General features: G+C 63.1%; 14 protein-coding genes. 1 reads left to right on the top strand and 13 read right to left on the bottom strand.

Annotation, left to right across the window (positions count from 1 at the left end):
• Positions 1-21 precede the first annotated feature (21 nt).
• Entirely contained in the window at positions 22-1071 is a 1050-nt protein-coding gene (gene rlmN / locus M2103_RS01890; protein ID WP_277508386.1) for a 23S rRNA (adenine(2503)-C(2))-methyltransferase RlmN, read from the top strand.
• 9 nt (positions 1072-1080) lie between these two features.
• On the opposite strand, the gene lnt is transcribed toward rlmN, so the two are convergent.
• The 13 genes from lnt to ispE form a co-directional block, all read right to left on the bottom strand.
• Positions 1081-2772: an apolipoprotein N-acyltransferase gene (lnt, locus tag M2103_RS01895; protein WP_277508387.1), complete on the bottom strand. Its 1692-nt coding sequence runs from the start codon at positions 2770-2772 to the stop codon at positions 1081-1083.
• A gap of 102 nt (positions 2773-2874) precedes the next feature.
• Entirely contained in the window at positions 2875-4266 is a 1392-nt protein-coding gene (locus tag M2103_RS01900) for an archaeosortase/exosortase family protein (protein WP_277508388.1), read from the bottom strand.
• Complete coding sequence (locus M2103_RS01905; protein ID WP_277508389.1) at positions 4263-6416, bottom strand: VIT domain-containing protein; 2154 nt, start codon at positions 6414-6416, stop codon at positions 4263-4265. Before M2103_RS01905 ends, M2103_RS01900 begins: the two co-directional genes overlap by 4 nt.
• Positions 6417-6530: 114 nt before the next feature.
• Positions 6531-8573, bottom strand: a complete 2043-nt coding sequence (locus tag M2103_RS01910) for a family 43 glycosylhydrolase (protein ID WP_277508391.1) — start codon at positions 8571-8573, stop codon at positions 6531-6533.
• Between the two features lie 104 nt (positions 8574-8677).
• Positions 8678-9130 carry a hypothetical protein gene (locus M2103_RS01915; protein WP_277508392.1) on the bottom strand — a complete coding sequence of 151 codons (453 nt, stop codon included), beginning with the start codon at positions 9128-9130 and terminating at the stop codon, positions 8678-8680.
• Between the two features lie 10 nt (positions 9131-9140).
• A complete protein-coding gene (locus M2103_RS01920) occupies positions 9141-10397 on the bottom strand; it encodes an MFS transporter (protein WP_277508393.1) in 1257 nt (418 codons plus the stop codon).
• A 48-nt stretch (positions 10398-10445) separates the two neighbouring features.
• Positions 10446-12713, bottom strand: a complete 2268-nt coding sequence (locus M2103_RS01925; RefSeq protein WP_277508394.1) for a glycoside hydrolase family 76 protein — start codon at positions 12711-12713, stop codon at positions 10446-10448.
• A 54-nt stretch (positions 12714-12767) separates the two neighbouring features.
• Positions 12768-13742 carry an NAD(P)H-quinone oxidoreductase gene (locus tag M2103_RS01930; RefSeq protein ID WP_108826196.1) on the bottom strand — a complete coding sequence of 325 codons (975 nt, stop codon included), beginning with the start codon at positions 13740-13742 and terminating at the stop codon, positions 12768-12770.
• Positions 13743-13759: 17 nt separating this feature from the next.
• On the bottom strand, positions 13760-14848 hold the full coding sequence (locus tag M2103_RS01935) for a Gfo/Idh/MocA family oxidoreductase (protein WP_277508397.1): 1089 nt from the start codon (positions 14846-14848) through the stop codon (positions 13760-13762).
• On the bottom strand, positions 14845-15912 hold the full coding sequence (locus M2103_RS01940; protein ID WP_277508399.1) for a Gfo/Idh/MocA family oxidoreductase: 1068 nt from the start codon (positions 15910-15912) through the stop codon (positions 14845-14847). Before M2103_RS01940 ends, M2103_RS01935 begins: the two co-directional genes overlap by 4 nt.
• The gene (locus tag M2103_RS01945) at positions 15909-16934 is read right to left on the bottom strand and encodes a zinc-binding alcohol dehydrogenase (protein WP_277508400.1); all 1026 of its coding nucleotides are present in this window, start codon (positions 16932-16934) and stop codon (positions 15909-15911) included. The genes M2103_RS01940 and M2103_RS01945 overlap by 4 nt, the downstream gene beginning before the upstream one ends.
• A 431-nt stretch (positions 16935-17365) precedes the next feature.
• A complete protein-coding gene (carB, locus tag M2103_RS01950; RefSeq protein ID WP_277508402.1) occupies positions 17366-20737 on the bottom strand; it encodes a carbamoyl-phosphate synthase large subunit in 3372 nt (1123 codons plus the stop codon).
• 107 nt (positions 20738-20844) lie between these two features.
• Positions 20845-21855 carry a 4-(cytidine 5'-diphospho)-2-C-methyl-D-erythritol kinase gene (gene ispE, locus M2103_RS01955; protein WP_345783531.1) on the bottom strand — a complete coding sequence of 337 codons (1011 nt, stop codon included), beginning with the start codon at positions 21853-21855 and terminating at the stop codon, positions 20845-20847.
• Positions 21856-21858 lie beyond the last annotated feature (3 nt).

Raw genomic sequence — 21858 nt, forward strand, 5'->3', positions numbered from 1 at the left:
GATGCGCGTCCTTGTTCGTTCATGACATCACTGGCTGATTTTTCCGTGGAGGAATTCGCGCGCCACATTGAGGCGCGCGGATACAAGCCCGTGCACGCCGCGCGGGTGTTGAAGGCGTTTTACGAGGGAGACGGCTCGGTGGATTTTGACGCGCTGAAACTGCCCTCGGGACTGGCGGAGCATTTGCGCGGATTTGCAAACGGCTGCGAAATCGCGACGCGCCAGCAAGCGGGGGACGGCACGGTGAAAGTGCTGCTGAAGCTTGCCGACGGGCGCACGGTCGAGGCCGTCATGATGACGAACTTTGCGCCGGATAGCGCGGCGGGGTGCGTGTCGTCGCAAGTGGGCTGCGCGATGGGGTGCGATTTTTGCGCGACAACAAAAACGGGCTTTGAACGCAACCTGACCGCCGGAGAAATGGTCGGCCAGTTCCTGGCGGTCCGTCGCGAGGCGGCAATGGCGGGACGGCGGTTGCAGACGCTTGTTTTCATGGGCATGGGCGAGCCGATGTTGAATCTCGACGCCGTGCTTGAGGCGGTGCGCCGGATTGCGCCAAACGGCATGGGAAATCTCGGCTGGCGGCAGATCACCGTTTCCACCGTCGGCATCGTGCCGGGAATCGACGCGATGGCGACGGCGGACCTGAACATCCACCTGGCGGTGTCGCTTCATGCGCCGGACGACGCCACGCGCGCGCGGCTGTTGCCGGCGGGGAAGCGTTTTCGCGTGGAGGATATTTTGGCCGCGGCGGATCGCTACCAGGCGAAAACAAAACGCATTGTGACGATTCAGTATTGCCTGTTGAAGGGCGTGAACGATTCGCCCGCGCAGGCGCACCAACTGGCGGCGTTGTTAAAAGGACGGCGGATGCACGTGAACCTGCTCCGCTACAATCCGACTGGAACCAGCCTGAGCGGCGCGGCGTATGAGGGCACCGACGAGGAAACGGCGATGACGTTTTTAAAAGTGCTGCGCGAAAGCGGCGCGGTGGCGCATTTTCGCAGACCGCGCGGACGCGACATCGACGCGGCATGCGGCCAGTTGCGAAAACGCGCGGGCGACGCGCGCTGAGGACGTTCCTCAGCGCCCCGCTTCGGTGTATGCGATCGGCGCCTTGTCGCGCGGATGGAAAAACCGCGTCATCATGTAACCGAAAAACGCCAGCGCGCCGCTCACCGCGACAAACCAGTCGCCGTATCGCACATAAAAACTTTCCTTCCCGACCCAGCGCGTGTCGCGTTCAACAACGAACGTCCCGGTGCCGCGAAAATAAATCGAGTCATCCTTGTTTTTCATCATCCCGCGCATCCCGCCGTATTCGTCGATCCAGCCGCTCCAGCCGCTGTTGCCGCAACGAATGACGGGGCGGCGCGTCTCCACGGCGCGCAGCATCGAGTGCGCCGCGTGCTGGTAGGCCGCCCCGCCCTGCCCGAACCAGCCGTTGTTGGTGATGACCACATGCACATCCGCGCCCGAAATCACGTTATTCACGGCGAGACTCGGAAATATATCCTCGTAGCAAACCAGCATGCCCGCGGCGATGATCCGGCGCGGCGTGTGAATGTAGAGCGGTTTGGCCGAGGCTCCGGCCTGAGTGTCGCCCGAGCTTGCGTCGGTTACTTTTTCCAGCCAGCCGAGCAAGGGACGCAGCGGCACGTATTCCCCAAACGGAACAAGATGCCGCTTTTTGTAGCCCTCGGGTTGCACGCCCCCGCGCCCGGCATCGACCACGAAGGCCGCGTTGTAAAAGGTTTCGTCGGGTCGCGCGGGATCGTCGGCGGTAATCGCCCCCGTGAGCAGCGGCGCCCTGGCTTTTTCCGACACATCGACCAGCCATTCGCGAAGCTCCGCGCTTGAGGGCCAGCCAAACACGGCATAAGGCGGCGCCGCCTCGGGCCAGACAATGACCTCCGGGTGAGGCGTCTTTGGCTTCGTCTCCAGGCTGAGCCTGCGAAGCTCCCGGTAGCTCAACTCCTCGTTCTCCTTGGACCACTTGATGGCCGCGGGAATATCGGGTTGCACGAGCTTAAAAACGGCAACCGACTCGGTCCGCCTGGTCATCAAGACATCGGTCAGGGACGGCGTCACCACAAGCAGGAGCATGATCAACGCCATGCTGAACTCGGGACTGCGCTTGCGAAGCCCCGAGTGTTTTTCCTTGAAAATTCGGTGCGTATAGGAGGCGACCGCAAAATTAAACACGATCAGCACAAACGCAATTCCGCCCTGCCCCGTGTAGGAGGCGACCTGCCACAACGAGAGCACATACCACTGGCTCGCGCCGAGCGGCAGCCACGGAAAACCGCCCAGAAACCACGCGCGCGTCCACTCGATGACGACCCACAATCCCGCCAGCCCGAGCATGACCGCGGCGCGCACCAGGAACGGACGCCCCGCGAAATTGCGCGCGACCCACCACACCGCGAGATACCAGACGCCGATCCACGCGCCCACGAACGGCCCGAGCAGGAAAACGCCGGCCCACGTCACATGATGCAGCCACCACAGAATAATCGTCCACGCCACGGCCTGGCTGCCGAGCATGACAAGCGCGTAAGTTTTAAAGCGCGGCTTGGTGAGCGCCCAAAAACACAGCGGCGCGGCAAACACATACGCAAACGCCATCGCCCTGAACGGCGGAAACGAAAGCACGGTCAGCACCACCGTCAGCACGAACACGGCAAGCGGCGCCATCCACCGGGCGTTCAACGCCCAGAATGAGGGTTCGTATTTTTCAAAATCAAAATCGCGAGCTGTGTGTTTTCGCTGCATGGAAGGTTGTGAAACCCGAAAAGATCACCGGCCAGGGCCCCCGCGACAAGAAAGAAGCTGGGGGGCGGAAAAACTAATCGGCCCCCGGCACGCGCGTCCTGCTCAATCGCCGCACGCCACCGCCACCGTCACCGCCCACCACGGACCGCGTCCGCGCACCGCGGCCCAATACCAAGCCGACACATCCGTCCACGCCCCCCCCGCGTCATCACGCCAGCGTTCGCGCACGCGCCAGGTTTCACCGTCCTTCGTCGCAAGAAACTCCGACCACATCACGCCGCTGGCATCGCGGACGAGTCCGCCCGGCTTGATCGCAAATCCGCTCGCCCGAAAACAATCCGCCGCCGGATGCACCCCTCGCGACGCCTCGCGTATCCAGCGCAGCACCACAATGCGCCCGGCACCATCGGCGCCGGTTTGCTTGAACACGCCCGTTTCCCCCGCGAATCCGGAGGCGAACGCGGCGGCGTCCCGGGGATTCCGCAAACGTATCCACGGTTTGCCCTCGAACAACTCCGGCCAGCCGGGAAAGTCCGCGTCCGGCGCCGAGGTTACCGTTCCTTGCTGGCCGATCAACGGCATCACCGCCGCGCCGGAACACATCACCGCAAACACAAAAACCACGGTAGGGCGAAGCCTCCGGTTGAGCCGAACCCGCTCAAATGGCGCATCCAATTTCGGCTCGGCCGGAGGTTTCGCCCCACCCTCGCGATTCGCCCCTTTCAGCCCGAATCCCAGCCACAACAAACCCGTGGCGAGCGCGGCGAAGATTGCCAGCCCCACGCCTTCGTGCGCCCAGACCGGCGCGCGCCACAATCCCGATTCGATAAAAAACAAAACCGCAGCGCGCACCGTGTTGCCGAGCAGGATCGCGCACAATCCCGCGACGCCGAAAAAAAACGCGCGCCCCGCGCCAAGGCGCAGCCACGCCGCAACCGCGCACACCAGCACCCCGCCCGTCCAAAGCATGTGCACGCCGCTGCACGGCGCATCGACCACCACCACGCCGCCGGCCCACTCCAGCGCCACGCCGGATCGTTCCGTTGCGACACCAAACAACGCGATCAACGGCCGCCCCAGCTCCGCGGTCAGCACGCGCAGCGGATACCCCGCGAAGAATTGCAGCGTGGCCGTCACCGGCAACGACAACGCGAGCAATCCCGCGCGGCCCAACGCACCCCCGCCCCGGCAAAACAAAACCGACAGCGCGCATACCAGCAACAGCGCGCGCAACAGCATGGGCGTCCCCGAAACCGGAAACGCGACGGCCAGCGCGAACACGCCCGCGACAATCAACCGCCACGCCGCAATGCGTTCGCGCCACACCGCGCGCGGCGTCAATATGAGCGCGAGCGCCAGCGCGACCAAGCCGAAGCGTTCGTCGCCGCCGTCGCCAAGCCGCGCCACAAACCAGCGCAACACCGGCCAGCCCGCAAGAAGCACGCCGGCGCATGGAGCGGCTTGCCCGCGCAATTCGCGCACGCTGTCGTTCACGCCGCGCCTCTCCGCATTTTTTGTTCGCGCTTGCGCCACATCACCGCGGCGACCATCGCGGCGACGATCAGAAGCGCGACCGTTTCCGGTTCCGGCGATGTGGGCACGCTGTCGGCGGCGTCCTCGGTGACTCCGACCGCGAGCTCGCTCACGCCCTTGGGCAGCGGCAAAGCCTGCGTTACTTTTTTCGCCTGCGACGCGGCATCGGCGGACAAACGCGGCGTCAAATCAACCGCGACAAACGAGGTGAAGGGCGTCAGCAAGTTGTATTTCAAACCCAACTCGATGATCGCCGCCTTTTGTTTCGGCGCGTCCGCGCGCAACGCGTGCAAGTCCTTCAACTCCCACAAGCGTTCGCGCGCCCAGAGCAGCGCGAGCGTGCCGTTCGCGTTCAGGTCAACGGCGTCGGCCACGGAGATTTCCGTGCTCCATTCGCCGCCTCCGGTTTGGCCGCCCAGCCGGATTGTCTGGGTTGAGGGGTCAATGTGGTCGGGCCATTTGCCGCACATCACGATGGGGCGCTGCGAGAGCACGTCGGGCGCGCTGAGCGAGCCGCCGGCGAACTCGACGCGCACGTTGGTAAGCACGGGTGACTCGATCATGTTGCGAAATTTCCCGGCGGCGTTTTGCGCGCGTTTTTCATTTTCGATCACGGTCGGCTCAGTGCGCCCGGCGCGCGCGAGGCGCTCGATCAACTCGCGATTCACCGAGCTGCCGATGCCGAACGCGAACAGGTTGGCGTCGCCCAGGCTTTCATGCACGAGCGCGTAGGCCTCGGCCTCCAGATCGACATAGCCGTCGGTGATCACGACGATGTTGCGCGACACGCCCGCGCGCGTCCGCGGCAGCGCAAACGCGCGCTTGAGCGCGGGCAGCAACTCGGTGCCGCCGCCGTAATCGTTGTATTTGCGCCCGCTCTCGAAAAGGGCGATGGCGGCGGCGATGTTTTCAGTCGTGGCGGCGACGGAGGTTTCAAAAAGAGTGCGACTGGAGCCGGAAAAAAGCAGCACGTTGAACGTGTCGATGTCGCGCAAGTTAACCAGCATTTCCTTGAGAAGGCGTTGCGAGACCTCCAGCGGAAAACCCCACATCGAGCCGGACACATCCATGACAAACACATAGTCGCGCGCGGGCATTTGCGCGGGTTCGACGCGCGCGGGCGGCTGCACGGTGAGAAGAAAATAATTTTCGCCCTTGAACGAATCGACCATGAGCCCCGTGGCGAGCGCGCCGCCCGCGAGCCGGTAGCGCAAGATAAAATCGCGGTTCATAGCGATGCCCGCGCGCGGCGGCAGCGACACGCGCACGCCTCCGCCGACCTCCTCCGTGTCGATGCGGTGCGAAACGCATTTCATCTTTTGCACGCGGGTGCCCGCGAGGATTTCGGCGGTGAGCGTGAAGACGGGCTCGTTTTCGCCGTCCTCGTTTTCGCCCAAGTATGCCAGGCCTTCGCCACCGAGGCGCTTGGAACCGGCGAGCGGGTCGAGCGGAAGCGTCTCCTGTTTTTCCCGGACGGGCTTGGGCGCTTTCCTTGTGTAACGCGGCCCGACGACCGTCGGGAAAACCCATTCGTATTCGCCCTCCTCGGGCGTGATGAGTTCGTTGTAGCGAAGCTCCACGGTCACCGTGTCGCCGGGCAGGATGTTGGCGACATTCATCTCGAAAACATTGCTTCGGTGCGATTCGAGAAGCGACGCGGTTTTGCCCTCGCGCCTTGCCTTTTCATAGGTTTTGCGCGCCTCGGCCTTTTCCTTGATCTGCGCCTCGATGCGCCGTTCGCCGACGGTCATTGTCATGCCGTGGACGGCGGCGCGCGTGGAGGCGGGAAAAATGTAGCGCGCCTCGAGCGGCGTCGCGCCCTCGTTCTGGTAGGTTTGCACGACGCGCACCCCGGCGATCACGCCCGCGAGCACGGCATCGACCTGCGTGCTTTTGAGCGGGAGCGCGTCAACGCCGTCCTCCGCGCCCCTCACTTGGAAATAGGGCGAAAGCGAAACATCGGGATCATCCAAATCGGTCGGGCCGTCCGGCGCGGCGACGACCGTGATGCCAAGCGCGATGAAGCCGAGCAAAAGCGCCGCGACGAAAATCAGGGCGCTGAGTTTTTGGTTGGAGTTTTTTGGCGCGAAGTGATGCGAAGATTTTTCCATGCGCGCGAGCATGCGCGCGCTGCGTGAACTCAGTATGAAGCCCGCGTGAAGTCGCGATGAAATCGCCGCGGTTCCACGCAAGGTGTTGTTTCAAATCCGGGATTTTTGGTTTCCTTAGCGGACAACTGAGCCGGATGCCGGAAGGGTTGTAGTGAAAGCGCTTATTTTTTTGCGCAGGGGCATGGGGTTGGCCTCGATTCTTAATTGCGTGCCGATCGGGAACGGGCGACCGATGCCAATCGCCACGCCTTTTTCGTTGGCGAGATAGGGCTCGGCAAATAACTGGCGCGGAACGCCGCGTGTCTTTTTGCCAACATAGGCGTGATAAATCGCCCATTTCGACTCGCCGGTTGGCGAGGGCACATAACAGGCGTTGCCCGTGCCGACGACTTCATCCGAGGCCTTGAAAATGGGCTTGTCCGCCTTTCGCCAGTGGGCGGGATTCATCGGATCGTCGCCGGTCAATTTCATCAGCCCAATCGCGTAATGCGGCGTCCAGTAACCACTGCCCGCGTAAAAGAGATAGAGCGCGCCGTCGTCGCCATAAACCGGCGTGCCGCCCTCGACCACTTCGGGATACATCCCCGCCTTCCCCGGGCCGGCGCCGCGTTTTTCCCACGCGAGCGTCGGTCGGCAAATGATGGAGGGGTTTCCCGCGATGGTCCAGGGATTGAGCAGGCGGTCGATGCAGATGATTTGGTAGCGGTCGCCGGTGTTTTTGGATTGGGCGTCCCCGACTTCGCTCACCCAGATGGCGTAGAGGTTGCCGTTGTGCTTGAGGATTTTCGCGCCGCCGCACCAGGTTTTGTTGAAGGCGCTGTCCTTTGCGGCGGCTGTCACCCGCGTGGCGGTGTGCGGTTTGCGGGCGCCGGTCGCCTCGCCGTAGGGGCCGAGCGGGGTGCCGGAGAGCGAGCGGAGCACAAACATGCGCTGGCCTTGCGAGGGGCGTCCGCTGCCGTCGTTGGCGGAGAGGTAAAGATACCAGCCGGCATTTTCCGCGCCGACTTCGCTTTCGGAAAAGTGATAGATTTTTGGGGACCAGAGGTTGCGAGACCACGGCTTGCCGGCGGAGGGTTTGTAGATGACAACCGATTTGGCATGCGTCAGGTCGGGGAGGTTGGCGACTTGCCTCATGTTGAGCTGCGAGCCGCCGGTGGCGGTGCTGTAATAAAAACCGTCGTGAAAAAATATCCACGGATCGGCTCCGCGAATGAGCGGGTTGGTGAAGGTGAGCGCGCCGGCGTTGCGTTTGTCGAGCAGGCCCGGCGAGGCCGTCAGCGTGGAGGTTTTGTTGCCGCGCAGTTCGCTCGCGCCGGTGACGGCGATGGCGCTGGTGAAATCGCCGCCGTTGATTGTGAGCGCGTAGTCGCCGGCAAACTCCGCGCCGTTGTGACGCGCGGCCGCGAGGCCGGCGTGAAAAACGCCGTTGTTAATTGTGACGCGGGCGTCGCCCCGAATCGACGCTTTCGCAAAGCCGCCGAGCACGGCGACGCCACCGTAAAACACGCCGCCGTTGATCGTCATCTCCGCGTCGCCGGTGTGCCGGCCCGAGCCGGCGGCGCACACCGCGCCGTGAAATTGCCCGCCGTTGATCGTCACACGGAGCGTGCCGGTTGTGGGTTCGGCATTTTGAAATGTGCCGCCGGCCACGATGTCCCAGCGTCCGCTGTCGATGGTGACATCCGATCCGCCCGCGCCGCCTAACGCGCCGACGATGCTTGGAAAGCCGCCGCCTTCCGTCGGCTCGCAGGAAACATCGCCGCCGAACACAACCTTGCGGGCGTTGCAATAGATGCGGCTTGTTTTGGCATCCGGCGCGATGACGAGACCGGCAAATGTCGTCGGACCGTTGACGGAATAGCTGCCGCCGATGACCAGCCTGGCGCCGTTTTCCTTCCGGTAATCCCTTCCGCCGTGAACGCTGGTGATGGTGATGCGCGCGTCGTGCGTGGGCGCGAGGAATTTTTCACCGAGCCTCGCCGGACCGCGCACGACGATTGTGCCGCCGCCGGAGAGTTGTTCGAAGGCCGCGGAAAACTCGGCGTCGCCTGCGGTCGCGTCCGGACCGCCGACAAAGGCGACACGCTCCGTTTGCGCCGCCGCGAAAACTGAAAGCTGAATGCCGAAAAACAGAATCAGGCGCGCGGGGAGTTTCATGGGACGGGCGGTGCGGTGCGGTGTGTTTGCGATGTCATTCGACGCGACTCGAATTAAATCGACTTATGTCGATTTGTGTCGAGTCGCGTCGGGCGGGCGGGCGCTCACTTTTTCTTGTCTTTGTCGATCAGGGTGACTTCCCGCATTAATTTGTAGCCGAGGATGTCGCGGATTTCGACGCGCCCGGTGAAGGTTTCGGTTTGTTTTTTTGCGTCGCCCTCGATGCGACGGGCGATGGGATCTATTTTTTCGCGATAGGTGTCGAGGGCGGCGTAGTTTTTGAGCTGCACCATGGACATCACGTTAAAATCGTCCGGCGACGAGGCCTGGCCGTAGAGGATTTTATAATCCATGATGATGCCCTCCTTCTTCGCCTCGTCGAAGACGGCCTTGAAGGTCTTGGAGATGCTTTTGAAGTAGGCGTCGTGCATGCCGTGCTTGAGGCGCACGAGGATGATATCCCAGACGGGGCCCTCGGTGTAGGGGGCGTTGCTTTGGGCCGGCGCCGGGAGCGCGGCAAAGATGGCGACGATTGCGGCGAGGAGTATTTTTTTCATCGTGATTTTTTTATTTGTTGTTGTCTGCGGAAGGAAGGGGCTGGCGGTTGCGGGCGTAGTCCGAGGGGAAAAACGCGCGCGCGGTGACGAGCAGCGCGAGACTGCCGAAAACATAAACGATTCCGAGCATCGAGATGCCGATGTTGAGCGCGTAGGATTGCTTGATCACGCCCAAGATGAGCGGGGCGAGCGAACCGACGCCGAAGGAAAATCCGGCCATCATTCCGGTTGCCGAGGAGTGGTGGCGCGGCGAAGTGACGTCGAAGAGCGACGCGTAAATATTGGAGTCGTAGAGACCGCGGAAGAAACCGAACGCGCCGAGCGTCGCGTAAACGAGCCAGAGGCTGTGCGTCGCGCCCATGAGGTAGAGCGTCGGCACGCACAGCAACAGCGCCAGACCGGACAGCTCAATGCGGAAGGAGGGGCGGTTGCCGACAATCTTGTCCGAGACACGTCCGCCGAGGAGCACGCCGACAAAGGAGAAAATCTGGTAATAAAGCATGCTGAACAAACCGGCTTTCGCGGGCGTGAGGCTGAACGGCTCCAACTGCAAATACGTGGGCATCCACGCGAGGCAGCCCATGTTGACAAAGGTCGAGCAGCCGAGCGCGAGCGTCAGCACCAGCGCGGTCGGCGTGCGGAACAAGGCGCCGAGGACGGCGCTGATTGGCTCGCGCGCAACGGCGACGGCCGTTTTGGGCGCGTCTTTCAAGCGGGACCACATCAACGCGACGAGGACAACACCCGCGCCGCCGAATATCCAAAAGGAGTGCTTCCATCCGTAATTTCCCGCAATCCAGCCGCCCACCCAGCCGCACGACACCGCGCCGAAATACTGCGCGGTCTGGTAAATCGCGAGCGCCTGCCCGCGCGTCTTGACGTGATACTGGCCGATGAGCGCGGTGGCGGCGGGGAGGAAAAACGCCTCGCCCACGGCGGTCGCCAGGCTGCGCACGACGATGAGCGAAACAAGGCCGTTGGTGAAGCCGGTGAGCATCGTCGCGACGCTCCATGCCAGCAGGCTCCACAGGATGATGCGGCGTCGGGAAAAACGGTCGCCGACGAAGCCGGCGATGGGCATCATCACCGCCATTGAGGCGATGAGCACGGTGTTCACCAAGCCCGTCTGGATGTCGCTCAAGCCCAGCGCGTCCTGCACTTGTTTTTGGACGACGCTGTAAAGCTGGCGGTCGGCCTGGTTCATGAAGTAGGCGAGCCAGAGCCAGACAACGATCTCCCATGCGAAGGGGATTTTTCTTTTGGTCATGTTTTTTGGGTTCGGTTAATTTTTTCCGGCCGCGCGCGGGGCGGGGTTTTATTTTTCCGCGGCGAGTTTTTTGTAGAGTTCCGCGTCGTAATCGATGAGGTCGTTGATGCCGCGCAAGTGGCTGACGGTCACCCAGGGGAGCCAGGCGCGATGACGGCCCTTGCCGCGCGGAAGGTCGAGCCAGCAGTGTTCCTGCTGCCAGCCGGGGCCGCGCGTGCCGCGCAGGTCGCCGGGGCGTCCGGCCATGACCTTGGTGTTGTGCAGGAGGATGGCGGCGACGTCCATGTAGTGCCGGTCATTGCTTTCGCGGGAAAGGCGGGCGTAGCTTTCAACGTCCCATGTCATGTAGGCGTCCGCCCCGGTGTGGCCGGTGGCGACGAGTTGCATGCCGACGGTGGACTGGCCGATGGGCCAGTGGATCTGGCTTTGCTTGGCGTCGGAGGGCATGGGCACGTTCCAGATATACATCCAGGTTTCGGCGATGTCGGCGGCGACGCGGGCGCGGTCGAGCCACTTCGGCTCCTTTGTGAGCGCGTGCAGTGCGAGGTAGCCTTCGAGGGAAATCGTCGCGGCCTCCTTGTCGATGACGTCGGGATTGTCGCTGGTGCCGCCCGCGAAGCGTCCGCGATCGTGGCCGGACTGCCACGCGAAGTCGCCGGCCCTCAACGCGGCGTCGAGGTAGGGCTTGTGCTTGGTGATGCGATACAGTTGCGCGTAGAAGGGAACGACGTTGTAGGTGCTGGTCGGGGAGCCGTCCTTAAGCGCGCCGCTGAGCGGCTTCCAGGAGCGCGGGTAACCGCCGCCGGCCTGCTCCTGCTTGAGAAGCCAGTCGGCGAATTTGCGCGTCCACGCGAGCCATTCGGGATGCTGCCTGCCTGCGCGTTGTTCGCGTTCGTAGGCGCGCATGAGCGATTTCATGTCGTCGCAAAAGCTGCGGAGATAAATCGAATTTTTTTCAGGGTCGATCGGCTTGTGCGCGGCGACCTCGGAGACGGCGTATTCCCCGGTCGAGAGGACAAAACCCTCGGCGACAGGCGGGTCAACGGGCAGGCGAAGGCTGGTGGCGATGATTTTTTCGGCGGCCTGGCGCAGCGTTTTCGAGCGCTCGGACGCGGGGTCGCGGTCGGCCTCGACGAGCATCATTTCCGCGGAGCCGATGGCGTAGCCGAGGAAGCCGATGATCAACTTCGTCTCGGGATTCGACGGCGGCTTGGGATTGGCCTCGGACGCGGCGAGGAAGCGCACGCCGGCGCGGTCGTCCTTCTCGACGTAGTTTTCCATCAGCATATCGACGAAGTTGGCGCGCAGTGTTTCGACGGGTTGGGGGTTGAGTTGGGGTTTGAGTGTTTGCCAGGCCCAGCGCCAGTTGGCGGCGATGAGGTCGTTGGTGTCTTTGGCTGTCGAGAGGCGGAAGGTGACTTCGTAGCGTTGCGTGAAGCCGTCCTTCAACGGGCTGAAGCGGTAGCGCCAGAGCTGGACGGCGGAGGTTTTGTGCGCCTGGCCTTTCGGGCCGTAAGTGAGCGAGCCCTCGGAGCCGGGATAGGCGTAGCCGATGACGGTGGCGTTGGAGCCTTCCTCGGCGATGATGGCGCCGAAGCGAAAATCTTCGCTGGCCATCGGCTTGTGCGTGAAACTGAGGCCGTCGGCGCAATTGGTGGCGCCGTCGGGCGCGGAGTCGAGGACGGCGACGCTCGCGCCGTTGGGCAGGCGCGTGGCGAGCAGGGGCGCGGGCAGGCGGTCCTCGCGAATCCAAACGGTGTATTTGCCCTTCTTGTAATAGTTGGCGGCGCCGAAGGAGTTGTCGCGCAGGTGGTCGGAGTTGCCGTAAATCGCGCCGGGGACGAACCACTCCATCTCCGGCCACGGACGCGCGCCGCCGACGCGCATGCCGATGACGCTGTTGAAGCCGCCGGGCGCGTTGCCGCGCACGCGCACCTCGCGGCGCAGGCGAACCGTGTCGCCGGAAACGGTCCAGCGGTCGGTGAAGTCAAACTCGACGGCGTTGTGCGGCGTCAGTTTGCCGGTGTCGGCGGCGTCCGCGCGCAGTGTTCCCGTGCCCAGCCACTCGCCGCGACCGGTCTCGCGCAACTGCGCGTAACCGGCGCGCGCGGGCGCGAGGCCTTTCTTGGACGCGCCGTTCCAGAATGAAACACGCATCGGTCCGTTTTGTGTGAGGACGGCCTTGCCGGAGGCGGCCGTGAGGCCGAAGGAGCCGTCCTTGTTTTTGATGACGGAAACCTTGACGTTCTCCGCCGCGGTCGCGGAAAGCGCCGACAGAAAACAGAAAACGGTGAGGATTATGGATGCGGGTTTCATTTTGGGATTGGGCGTTCGTGTTGTTGCGATTGTTGCGGTGATGGGTTGCGCGCGTCAGTCCAGCGTCAGGACAACCTTGCCGGCGCTGACACCGTCGCGCAGCAGGGCGTGCGCGGCGTTCGCCTCGGTGATCGGCATGATTTTGTAAATCGTCGGGCGCACCTCGCCCGTCTCGATTTTCGGCCAGACGTCCTTCACGAGATTCGCGAGGATTTGCGCCTTCACCTCCGGCGTTTTGCTGCGAAGCGTGCTGCCGATGAGGCGGATGTTTTTCATGAACATCGTGCGCAGGTTCACCGGGCTGATGTCGCCCGCGAGCGTGGCGATCATGATCCAGCGGCAGGCGTAGGCGACGTGCGGGAAGCACTCGCCGACTTTTTCACCGCCGAGGCAGTCGATCGCGAGGTTGAGCGGACGTCCGGCGTCCGCCTCGCGCTTCAAAACGTCGGCGATGTTTTCCTTGGAGGTATCGACAACGACGTCGGCTTTCAGGTGGGTGATTTGGGCTGCCTTTTCCGCGTCGATGACGGTCGTGATAACGCGCAGTCCGAAGGCGCGCGCCATCGGGATGATGACGCTCGCCAGGCCGCTCGCGCCGGCGTGCATGAGGAAATTATAACCGGGTTTGCAGCCGCCCTCGATGACGAGATTGAGGTAGGCGGTGGCGTAGGCCTCGGGAAGCGCGGAGGCTTCCGCCAGCGAAAGCCCCTTCGGAACGGGCATGAGCATGGAGTGGTGCACCGCGGCGAACTGGGCGTAGCCGCCGCCGCCGAGAAGCGCGCAAACCTGGTCGCCGACTTTCCAGCCGCCGGGTGTGCCGGCGGGGACTTCGGTGATTTCGCCGGCGATCTCGAGGCCGGGCCAGTCGGGCGCGCCGGGAGGCGGCGGGTAGTTGCCCTCAACCTGCATGAGGTCGGCGCGATTGACCGCGGCGGCGCGCACTTTGACGAGCACTTCGCCCTCTTTTAAGATCGGGTCGGCAACATCCGACCACAACAGCTTTTTATCTTTGATGATGATAGCTTTCATGGAAAAAATTTTCTTTCTCATCCGATCCAGTCGAACCGGGGATTTTGTTTTTTGATAACTTCGGCAAGACGGGCGACCTCCAGCGCGTCGGAATTTTTTATGGGAAACGGAACGCCGTCGCGAATGGCCGCATGGAGGTGGCGGGCGAGTTCGATTTCAACATGATCCCACATGTTCACGTCCGGCGTGACGGCGCGGGTTTCCTCAATCCACGGGAGCTTTTCGGCGCCTGCGTGCCAGGGGGCGTCCACGGGAAGGTTGCCCGTGCTCGCGGTTGCATCGTCCCAGCGGAAATCCGGCGCGAGGTAGCGAAGCCGAATCTCCTTTTGCTCTTGTCCGCAAACCAGCGTGCCCCTGTCGCCGTAAATCGCGCAGCACGGCGCGGGCAGCGCGACGGAATTGCTGATTTCGATTTCGACAACAACGCCATTTTCCGACTCGAGCATGATGCGCGCATGGTCGTCGGCATCGCCCGGCGTGAGCACGCGCCGCAAATAACTCCACACATTGCGCACCGGCGAGCCGGCGAGAAATTGCAACGCGTGATCGAGCAAATGCGGCCCCCAAACACTGAGCTGTCCGCCGCCGCAATCGAGCCGCATTTGCCAGTCGGTGCGACGCATGAAGGTGTGGTGCTTGGCGAGTTTCACCGCGTAAACATTTCCCAAGATTCCATCGCGGACGATTTCGAGCGCGTTTTGAAACGCCGGCTCAAAGCGGTGGTTGTGTCCGCAATAAAGTTTGCCGGGATACTCGCGGACGAGCCGTTGCAAAATCGCGTAGTCCCGCGCGGTGACGCCAATCGGTTTTTCCAGCAAAACCATTTTGCCGGCGGCGAGCGCCTGCTCGGCATGGCGCGCGTGGTCGAGCGAAAGCGTGGCGATGATCGCCAGCTCCATGTCCGGATCGGCGATGAAGTCCGTGAAATCCGTGTAAGGTTTTCCGTGATACTTCGCGGCGGTTTCGCGCGCGCGATTTTCGTCGATGTCGCAAAACGCGACGGGTTGATACCGTTCCCGATTGTCGGAGAAAAACCGGCAGTGTTGCGCGCCGATGCGGCCAAGGCCGCAGACACCAAACTTGATGGGTGCCGACGATGTCTTCATTGCGCGACTGGCGTGGTTTGAGGTTTGCCAACGGCGTAACCGGAGGCGGCGAGCAGGACTTCCTGCACGAGGCAGTCGTGGTTGCCGTTGAGGAGGATGTCGGGTGAGGCCGGGGCCTTTGTTTCGCCGCGGATGGTTTGCGCGAATTCGAGCAACTGATCCTCGTAGCGGTCGCGGACGGGGCCGAAGTCGAGCGTGTGCGCGCCGGCCTCGCGCTCCTCGTTGCCATCGAGCAGGACGAGGCTCATTTGCAGCGGCTGCCCGTCGAATCGTTCCAGCGGGCAGAGCTCGACGGAGCCCTTGGTGCCGCAGATTTTCAAGCGGCGTCGCTCAAGGCCGCCCACCTCGCGGCTGCAGGCGCGGAGCGTCACGGTGGCGTTCGGGTAATCCAAAATCGAGACGCAGTTGTTGTGAATGCCGGGCTTGTCGCCGGGCGCGGTTTTCATGAGGGGGAAAACACCCGACGGGCGTCCGAGCAGCGAGACAACGAAGTCCACCAAGTGGCAGCCGAGATTGAACATGAGGCCGCCCTGGAACTTCCCGATGTAATCCTCGTAGGACTCGTTGCCGTAGTTGTGGCTCATGCTTGCCTGAACCTCAAAAATTTCGCCGAGCCAGCCGCGTTTTGTCACGTCGAGAATCCAACGCATCGCGGGGTTGCCGCGAAACATGTAGCCCATCTGGAACGCGAGGCCGCGCGCCTCGTAATCGCGACGCAGCCGCGCGAAGGGGGCCAGCTCGTCGCCGCCGGGCTTGTCCATGTGAATCGGGAGATTGTGCGCAAGGCAGCGATTCGCTGCCGGCACCAGTTCGGAGTTGGGAACCTCGACGGCCACGGCGTCCAAGCCGGGCATCGCAAAAAGCTCATCCTCGGTCAGGCGCGGCAGGCCCTCGTAGGCGGATTCCTCCTTGTCCCAATGGATGTAGTTCGCCGCGCGCGTCGTGGCGCGGTCGTCAACGACGCCGACGATTTCAAATGCGTCCGGCCGCAGGCGCAACGAGCGCATCTTGCCCGCGGCGTGCTCATGGCTCACGCCGAGCTGCGCGATCTTGATCGGTTTCATTTGAGCAACCTCCAGTCGAAGACCGCGCCGATGGGGAAGTCTTGCGGGGTTTGCGCGAGCGACGTGTAAACGGCGGGCGCGTCGAGCGGCGAATGGACGGCGGAGAGGATTTTCGCCATGTCAATCCGTCCGTCGGACATGAAGTTGTGGACGGCGCGGGCGTCGTCGCGCCAAGTCCACGCGTGCGGGCGCGACTCCTGTTCGGGACGCGCTTGCGTGTGCGCGCCGATGAGCTCCACGCCGGGGCGGTGCACCTCCTGGTAAAAATCAATCGCCGCGTCCGAAACGCGCGTGCAGCCGAGCAACGCGACGCGACCGAATCTCGCGGCAAATCCGAGCGACTGCTTCAGCGCGACGGATTGCCCCGTCACCTCGATGATCGCGTTCACGCCGCCGCGCGCCGCCGCGCGGACTTTTTCAATATAATCCGCGTCCGCGGGGTTGAACACATGATGCGCGCCAAGCGACAGCGCGAGCTTCCGGCGAGCCTCGCTCAAATCCGACGCGATGCACGGCGCGGCCCCGGCGATGCGGCACAGCGCGACCGCGAACACGCCGAGTATTCCCAAGCCGACGACCGCGGCGCTCTCGCCGATTTCGAGCCGCGTCTTGCGCAAGCCGCCGAGCGAAAACCCGCCGATCACGCCGAACACCGCGTGCTCGGAGGGCAGCGCGTCGTCGTCGATTTTCACGAGGTTGTTTTCGGAAATGTAATTAAAACTCGAATGGCAGCTCCCCCAATGCGTCAGCACGCGGTCGCCGGCCTTCACGCCGCGAACATTTTTCCCGACCTCGGCGACGCGCCCCACCCCGCTGTAGCCGAGGCGTTTTGGGAATTGTCCGGGCGCCGCGCCGGGACCGCCGAGGTTTGGCAAGTCCATCAAGTTGGCGCGTTCCGTGCCCGCGCTGATGGCGGAGATTTCGTTTTCCACGAGCGCCTCGTCATCGGCGACGCCGCGCAGCGGCTCGTCGGTCAGCTCCGCCTTTCCTGCGGAAACAAACTGGATGATTTTTCGTTTCATGAGATTTTGCCTTTGGGTGTAAGTTTAGGGACGAAGTGGGTAGGAGAGGTTTTGCGCGAATTGCGACGGGCGCGAATTCTTCAACGCCGGACATCTTAGCAGAAATGTTTTCACCACCGTCATTGAAAATGATTTTTGTTTTTCGAGTTTTTGAAAAATATTTCAAAAATCCCGTTTTATTTTCACAAAACGAGAAAACAACGTCATCCCGGGAGCGCGGGCGTCCCGCCCGCATGTTTGGAGGCTTGTGCGGCGCGACACGCCGCGCCGTCTTGCGGGCAGGATGCCCGCGCTCCCGGGGCAAGCGTGGTTTTGAATATCAACGCGCACGGATTTGGGGTGCAAAAAAGCGGCACGGAGGATGTCCGTGCCGCTTTGAATTTTTTTGGCGAGCGGTGTCGAGGGCGCGCGCGAGGCGCGCCCCCACGCGCTTACTTGATGTTCGCGTGGTATTCCTGGAGCGAGTAGATCGGGCGCGTGGGGTTTTTTATTTTCACGGCTATGCCTTTCGCCGCGGCGTGGGCGGCGGCGAGGGTCGTCATGTAGGGGACGCGGTGCTTGATCGCGGCTTTGCGGATATACGAGTCGTCCTTCTTGCTCGCGCGTTTGCTGATCGGCGAGTTGACGATGAACTGCACGAGGCCGTTCTTGATGTCGTCGGGGATGTCCGGGCGGCCTTCGCCGATTTTGATGGCGAGGTCGGCGGCGATGTCGTGCTCGGCGAGGAAGGCGCGCGTGCCCACGGTGGCGCGGAGCTTGAAGCCGCTCGCGATGAGCGTGCGCGCAATGTCGATGACTTGCGGCGTGCGTTCCCACACGCTCATGAGCACGGTGCCGGCCGAGGGGAGCGGATTTTGCGCCGCCTCCTGCGCCTTGCAGAAGGCGAGGCCGAAGTCGGCGGAGAGGCCGAGCACTTCGCCGGTCGAGCGCATTTCGGGCCCGAGGATCGGATCGACTTCGGGGAACTTGTCGAAGGGGAGCACGGACTCCTTCACGCCGTAGTGCGGGATGGTTTTGTGCGCGAGGTTCATCGACGGGATCGTGGCGCCGAGCATGAGTTGCGTGGCGATGCGGGCCATTTGCACGTTGCACACTTTCGAGACGAGCGGGACGGTGCGGCTGGCGCGCGGGTTGGCCTCGAGCACGTAAACTTTGTCGTTCTCGATGGCGTATTGCATGTTCATCAGGCCGACGACTTTCAACTCCTGCGCAATCTTGCGTGTGTAGGTGTTGATGGTTTCGAGGTGCTTGGGGTCGATCGAAACGGGCGGGATTACGCAGGCGCTGTCGCCGGAGTGCACGCCGGCGAGTTCGATGTGCTGCATGACGGCGGGGATGAACACATCCTTGCCGTCGGCGAGCGCGTCGGCCTCGCATTCAAGCGCCGACTGGAGGAAACGGTCGAGGAGGAGGGGGCGCTCGGGCGAGACGTCGATTGCCTTGGCAACGTATTCGCGGAGCATGTCCTCGTCGTAGATGACTTCCATGCCGCGTCCGCCGAGGATGAACGAGGGGCGGATCATGATCGGGTAGCCGATCTTGTCGGCGATGGCTTTCGCCTCGTCGAAGGTGGAGGCCATGCCGGACTCGGGCATGGGGATTTCGAGGCGCTCCATTTTGTGGCGGAAGAGGTCGCGGTCCTCGGCGTCGTCGATGGAGTCGATGCTGGTGCCGAGGATGTTGACGCCGTTGGCGGCGAGTTCGCGGGCGATGTTGAGCGGGGTTTGCCCGCCGAACTGCACGACGACGCCGAAGGGCTTTTCCTTGTTGTAGATTTGGAGGACGTCCTCGACGGTGAGCGGCTCGAAGTAGAGTTTGTCGGAGGTGTCGTAGTCGGTCGAAACGGTCTCGGGGTTGCAGTTGACCATGATGGTTTCGTAGCCGGCGTCGCGCAGGGCGAAGGCGGCGTGGACGCAGCAGTAGTCGAACTCGATGCCCTGGCCGATGCGGTTGGGGCCGCCGCCGAGGATCATGACTTTTTTCGGATTGGCGGTCGAGACGCAGGGGCGCGCGGCGTCGGGCGCGCCGTAGGTGGAGAAGTAGTAGGCGGCGTTTTCCACGCCGGAGACGGGAACGGCCTCCCAGCTTTCGACGAGGCCGAGCGCGACGCGGCGTTCGCGTATTTGTTTTTCGGATACACCGAGAAGTTTCGCGAGGTATTTGTCGGCGAAGCCGTCGAGCTTGGCCTGCTTGAGGAGGGCGTCGAATTCGGGGGAGGAGGGGAGCGCGCGCGTCTCGCGTGCGGACGCAATCGTCCCGGTTGCGCCATTGTTCGGGGACGCGTGCGCGGATGAGGATTCGGACGAGGAAGATTCGGGCGTGACGCCCGAATCGGCACGCGGGACGCGTGCGCTCCCCGGAAGGGAGTCGCGCGTTGCGTGGGCGAGGATTTTTTCCTCGAGTTGCACGAGTTCGAGCATCTGCTCGATGAACCATGCCTTCACATGCGTGATGGCGTGGACCTCATCGACGGTGGCGCCTTTGCGGAGCGCCTCATACATGACGTAGTGGCGCTCGCTGGTGGGGGTGCGCAGGTGCGCGAGGAGTTCGTCCTTGGAGAGGTCGTTGAAGTTTTTCGCAAAGCCGAGGCCGGAGCGTCCGTTTTCGAGCGAGCGGATGGCTTTTTGGAAGGCCTCCTTGTAGGTTTTGCCGATGCTCATGACTTCGCCGACGGCCTTCATTTGCGTGCCGAGCTTGTCCTGCACACTCTTGAATTTTTCGAAGGCCCAGCGGGCGAACTTCACGACGACGTAGTCGCCGGAGGGCGTGTATTTGTCGAGCGTGCCGTCGCGCCAGTAGGGCAGGTCGGCGAGGTTGTGCCCGGCGGCGAGTTGCGCGGAGACGAGCGCGATGGGGAAGCCGGTCGCCTTCGAGGCGAGCGCGGAGGAGCGCGATGTGCGGGGGTTGATTTCGATGATGACGATGCGTCCGGTCTTCGGGTCGCGGGCGAGCTGGACGTTGGTGCCGCCGATGACGCCGATGGACTCGACGACCTTGAACGCGATGCGCTGGCACTCCTGCTGCACCTCGACGGGGATGGTGAGCATGGGCGCGGTGCAGAACGAGTCGCCGGTGTGCACGCCGACGGCGTCCACGTTTTCGATGAAGCAGACGGTGACCATTTTGCCCGTGGCGTCGCGGACGACCTCGACCTCGAGCTCCTCCCAGCCGAGGATGGATTGCTCGATGAGGCACTGGCGCGTGAGCGAGAGATCGAGGCCGCGCGTGACGATGGCGCGAAGTTCGTCGATGTTGTAAACGAGGCCGCCACCCGCGCCGCCCATGGTGTATGCGGGCCGCACGACGACGGGGTAGTTAAGCTCGGATGCGGCTTGCTCGGCTTGCTCGACGGTGTGGATGATGCGGCTGTCGGGCAGGCCGATGCCGAGCGAGCGCATGGTTTCCTTGAACACTTCGCGATCCTCGCCGCGCTCGATGGCGTCGAGGTTCACGCCGATGACGCGGACGTTGTATTTGGCGAGGATGCCGGCCTTGGAGAGGGCGATGGAGAGGTTGAGGCCGGTCTGGCCGCCGAGATTGGGGAGGAGGGCGTCGGGTTTTTCCTTGGCGATGATTTGCTCGAGGCGCTCGACGTTGAGCGGTTCGATGTAGGTCGCGTCGGCCATGACGGGGTCGGTCATGATCGTGGCCGGGTTGGAGTTGACGAGGACGATCTTGTAGCCGCAGGCGCGAAGCGCCTTGCAAGCCTGGGTGCCCGAGTAGTCAAACTCGCAGGCCTGCCCGATTACGATCGGCCCGGAGCCAATGATGAGGACTTTGTGGATGTCGTCGCGTTTCGCCATGTGTGTGGAAGGATTTGTGTAGGTTCGGGGCGCGAGTGGTAAATATTTCGTAACGCGTAGTCGATGGAAATTTTTGTAATAAAATTTGGAGGCGCAAAATTCCCCGCTCAGCAGGCTATGCGCGCCTCCGCGACAAACGCACCGCGCCCGAGTGCGTCGCGCGCGCATTCCATCATCTCGCGCACGGCGTCCGCCGTCGCGTCATCGCGCAGCAACGCAAAACACGCGCTTCCGCTTCCGCTCATTCCCGCCGCCACGCCGAAGCGTCCGCGCAGTCGTGCCAGCAGCACCGGCAGCGCCACGAATTTTTCAAACGCCACCGGCTCCATGTTGTTGAACAATAAACCCTCCGCGCCCGCCGTCGTATTTTCGAGCCACGCCGCAAGCCGGGCTTCCGCATTTTTTTCAGCCAGATAGCTCTCCGGCGCGCGCGCGGCCATCCGGCGATAAGACCATGCGGTGTTGATGCTCACATCCGGTTTGAAAATCAGAACCCGTCGCCCGGCCAGCCTTCGCGCCGCGCCCCCGGAGAGCGGCTCCGCGCGTTCGCCCCGTCCGCGCATCACGACCGGGCCGCCGTGCAAAAACAACGCGCAATCCGACCCGATCCCGCCCGCAAGCTCAGCCAGTTGCGCACGCCCCAGCGGCCGCCCGGCCGCATCGTTCAACGCGCGCAAAACCATCGCCGCGTTGCTGCTTCCCCCGCCAAGCCCCGCGCCCGTCGGAATCCGTTTGTGCAGGGAAAACTGCGCGCCCCTCCCCCACCCGCTCGCGTTGCGAAACGCCTCCGCCGCCCGCAAAACCAAGTTCGTCGCATCCACCGGCACCGCGGCGTCCGCGCATGTCAGTTCAAACGGCGCGCCCTCGCCCATAAACTCGATCCGTATTTCGTCGCCAAACGACACCGGCGCCACGACCGACAGCAAATCGTGAAACCCGTCCGCCCTCCGCCCCGTGATGGCGAGGAACAGGTTTATTTTTGCCGGGGAAAAAATGGACACCGTGTGCACGTCGCGCCCATTCAAACACAGAACTCCCCGCACCTTGCAACACTGCTGACCTTCGTGCATATTTATTTTTGCAAAACAGACAATCATCCGCTGGACACACGTCCGCATTTT

It is taken from the genome of Ereboglobus sp. PH5-5, assembly GCF_029504805.1.
GTDB lineage: Bacteria > Verrucomicrobiota > Verrucomicrobiia > Opitutales > Opitutaceae > Ereboglobus.

What these genes read in the sequence shown, in the direction of transcription:
- rlmN (WP_277508386.1), top strand. Translation starts at nt 22, where the DNA reads ATGACATCACTGGCTGATTTTTCCGTGGAGGAATTCGCGCGCCACATT.
- lnt (WP_277508387.1), bottom strand. Translation starts at nt 2,772, where the DNA reads ATGCAGCGAAAACACACAGCTCGCGATTTTGATTTTGAAAAATACGAA.
- M2103_RS01905 (WP_277508389.1), bottom strand. Translation starts at nt 6,416, where the DNA reads ATGGAAAAATCTTCGCATCACTTCGCGCCAAAAAACTCCAACCAAAAA.
- M2103_RS01910 (WP_277508391.1), bottom strand. Translation starts at nt 8,573, where the DNA reads ATGAAACTCCCCGCGCGCCTGATTCTGTTTTTCGGCATTCAGCTTTCA.
- M2103_RS01915 (WP_277508392.1), bottom strand. Translation starts at nt 9,130, where the DNA reads ATGAAAAAAATACTCCTCGCCGCAATCGTCGCCATCTTTGCCGCGCTC.
- M2103_RS01920 (WP_277508393.1), bottom strand. Translation starts at nt 10,397, where the DNA reads ATGACCAAAAGAAAAATCCCCTTCGCATGGGAGATCGTTGTCTGGCTC.
- M2103_RS01925 (WP_277508394.1), bottom strand. Translation starts at nt 12,713, where the DNA reads ATGAAACCCGCATCCATAATCCTCACCGTTTTCTGTTTTCTGTCGGCG.
- M2103_RS01930 (WP_108826196.1), bottom strand. Translation starts at nt 13,742, where the DNA reads ATGAAAGCTATCATCATCAAAGATAAAAAGCTGTTGTGGTCGGATGTT.
- M2103_RS01935 (WP_277508397.1), bottom strand. Translation starts at nt 14,848, where the DNA reads ATGAAGACATCGTCGGCACCCATCAAGTTTGGTGTCTGCGGCCTTGGC.
- M2103_RS01940 (WP_277508399.1), bottom strand. Translation starts at nt 15,912, where the DNA reads ATGAAACCGATCAAGATCGCGCAGCTCGGCGTGAGCCATGAGCACGCC.
- M2103_RS01945 (WP_277508400.1), bottom strand. Translation starts at nt 16,934, where the DNA reads ATGAAACGAAAAATCATCCAGTTTGTTTCCGCAGGAAAGGCGGAGCTG.
- carB (WP_277508402.1), bottom strand. Translation starts at nt 20,737, where the DNA reads ATGGCGAAACGCGACGACATCCACAAAGTCCTCATCATTGGCTCCGGG.
- ispE (WP_345783531.1), bottom strand. Translation starts at nt 21,855, where the DNA reads ATGCGGACGTGTGTCCAGCGGATGATTGTCTGTTTTGCAAAAATAAAT.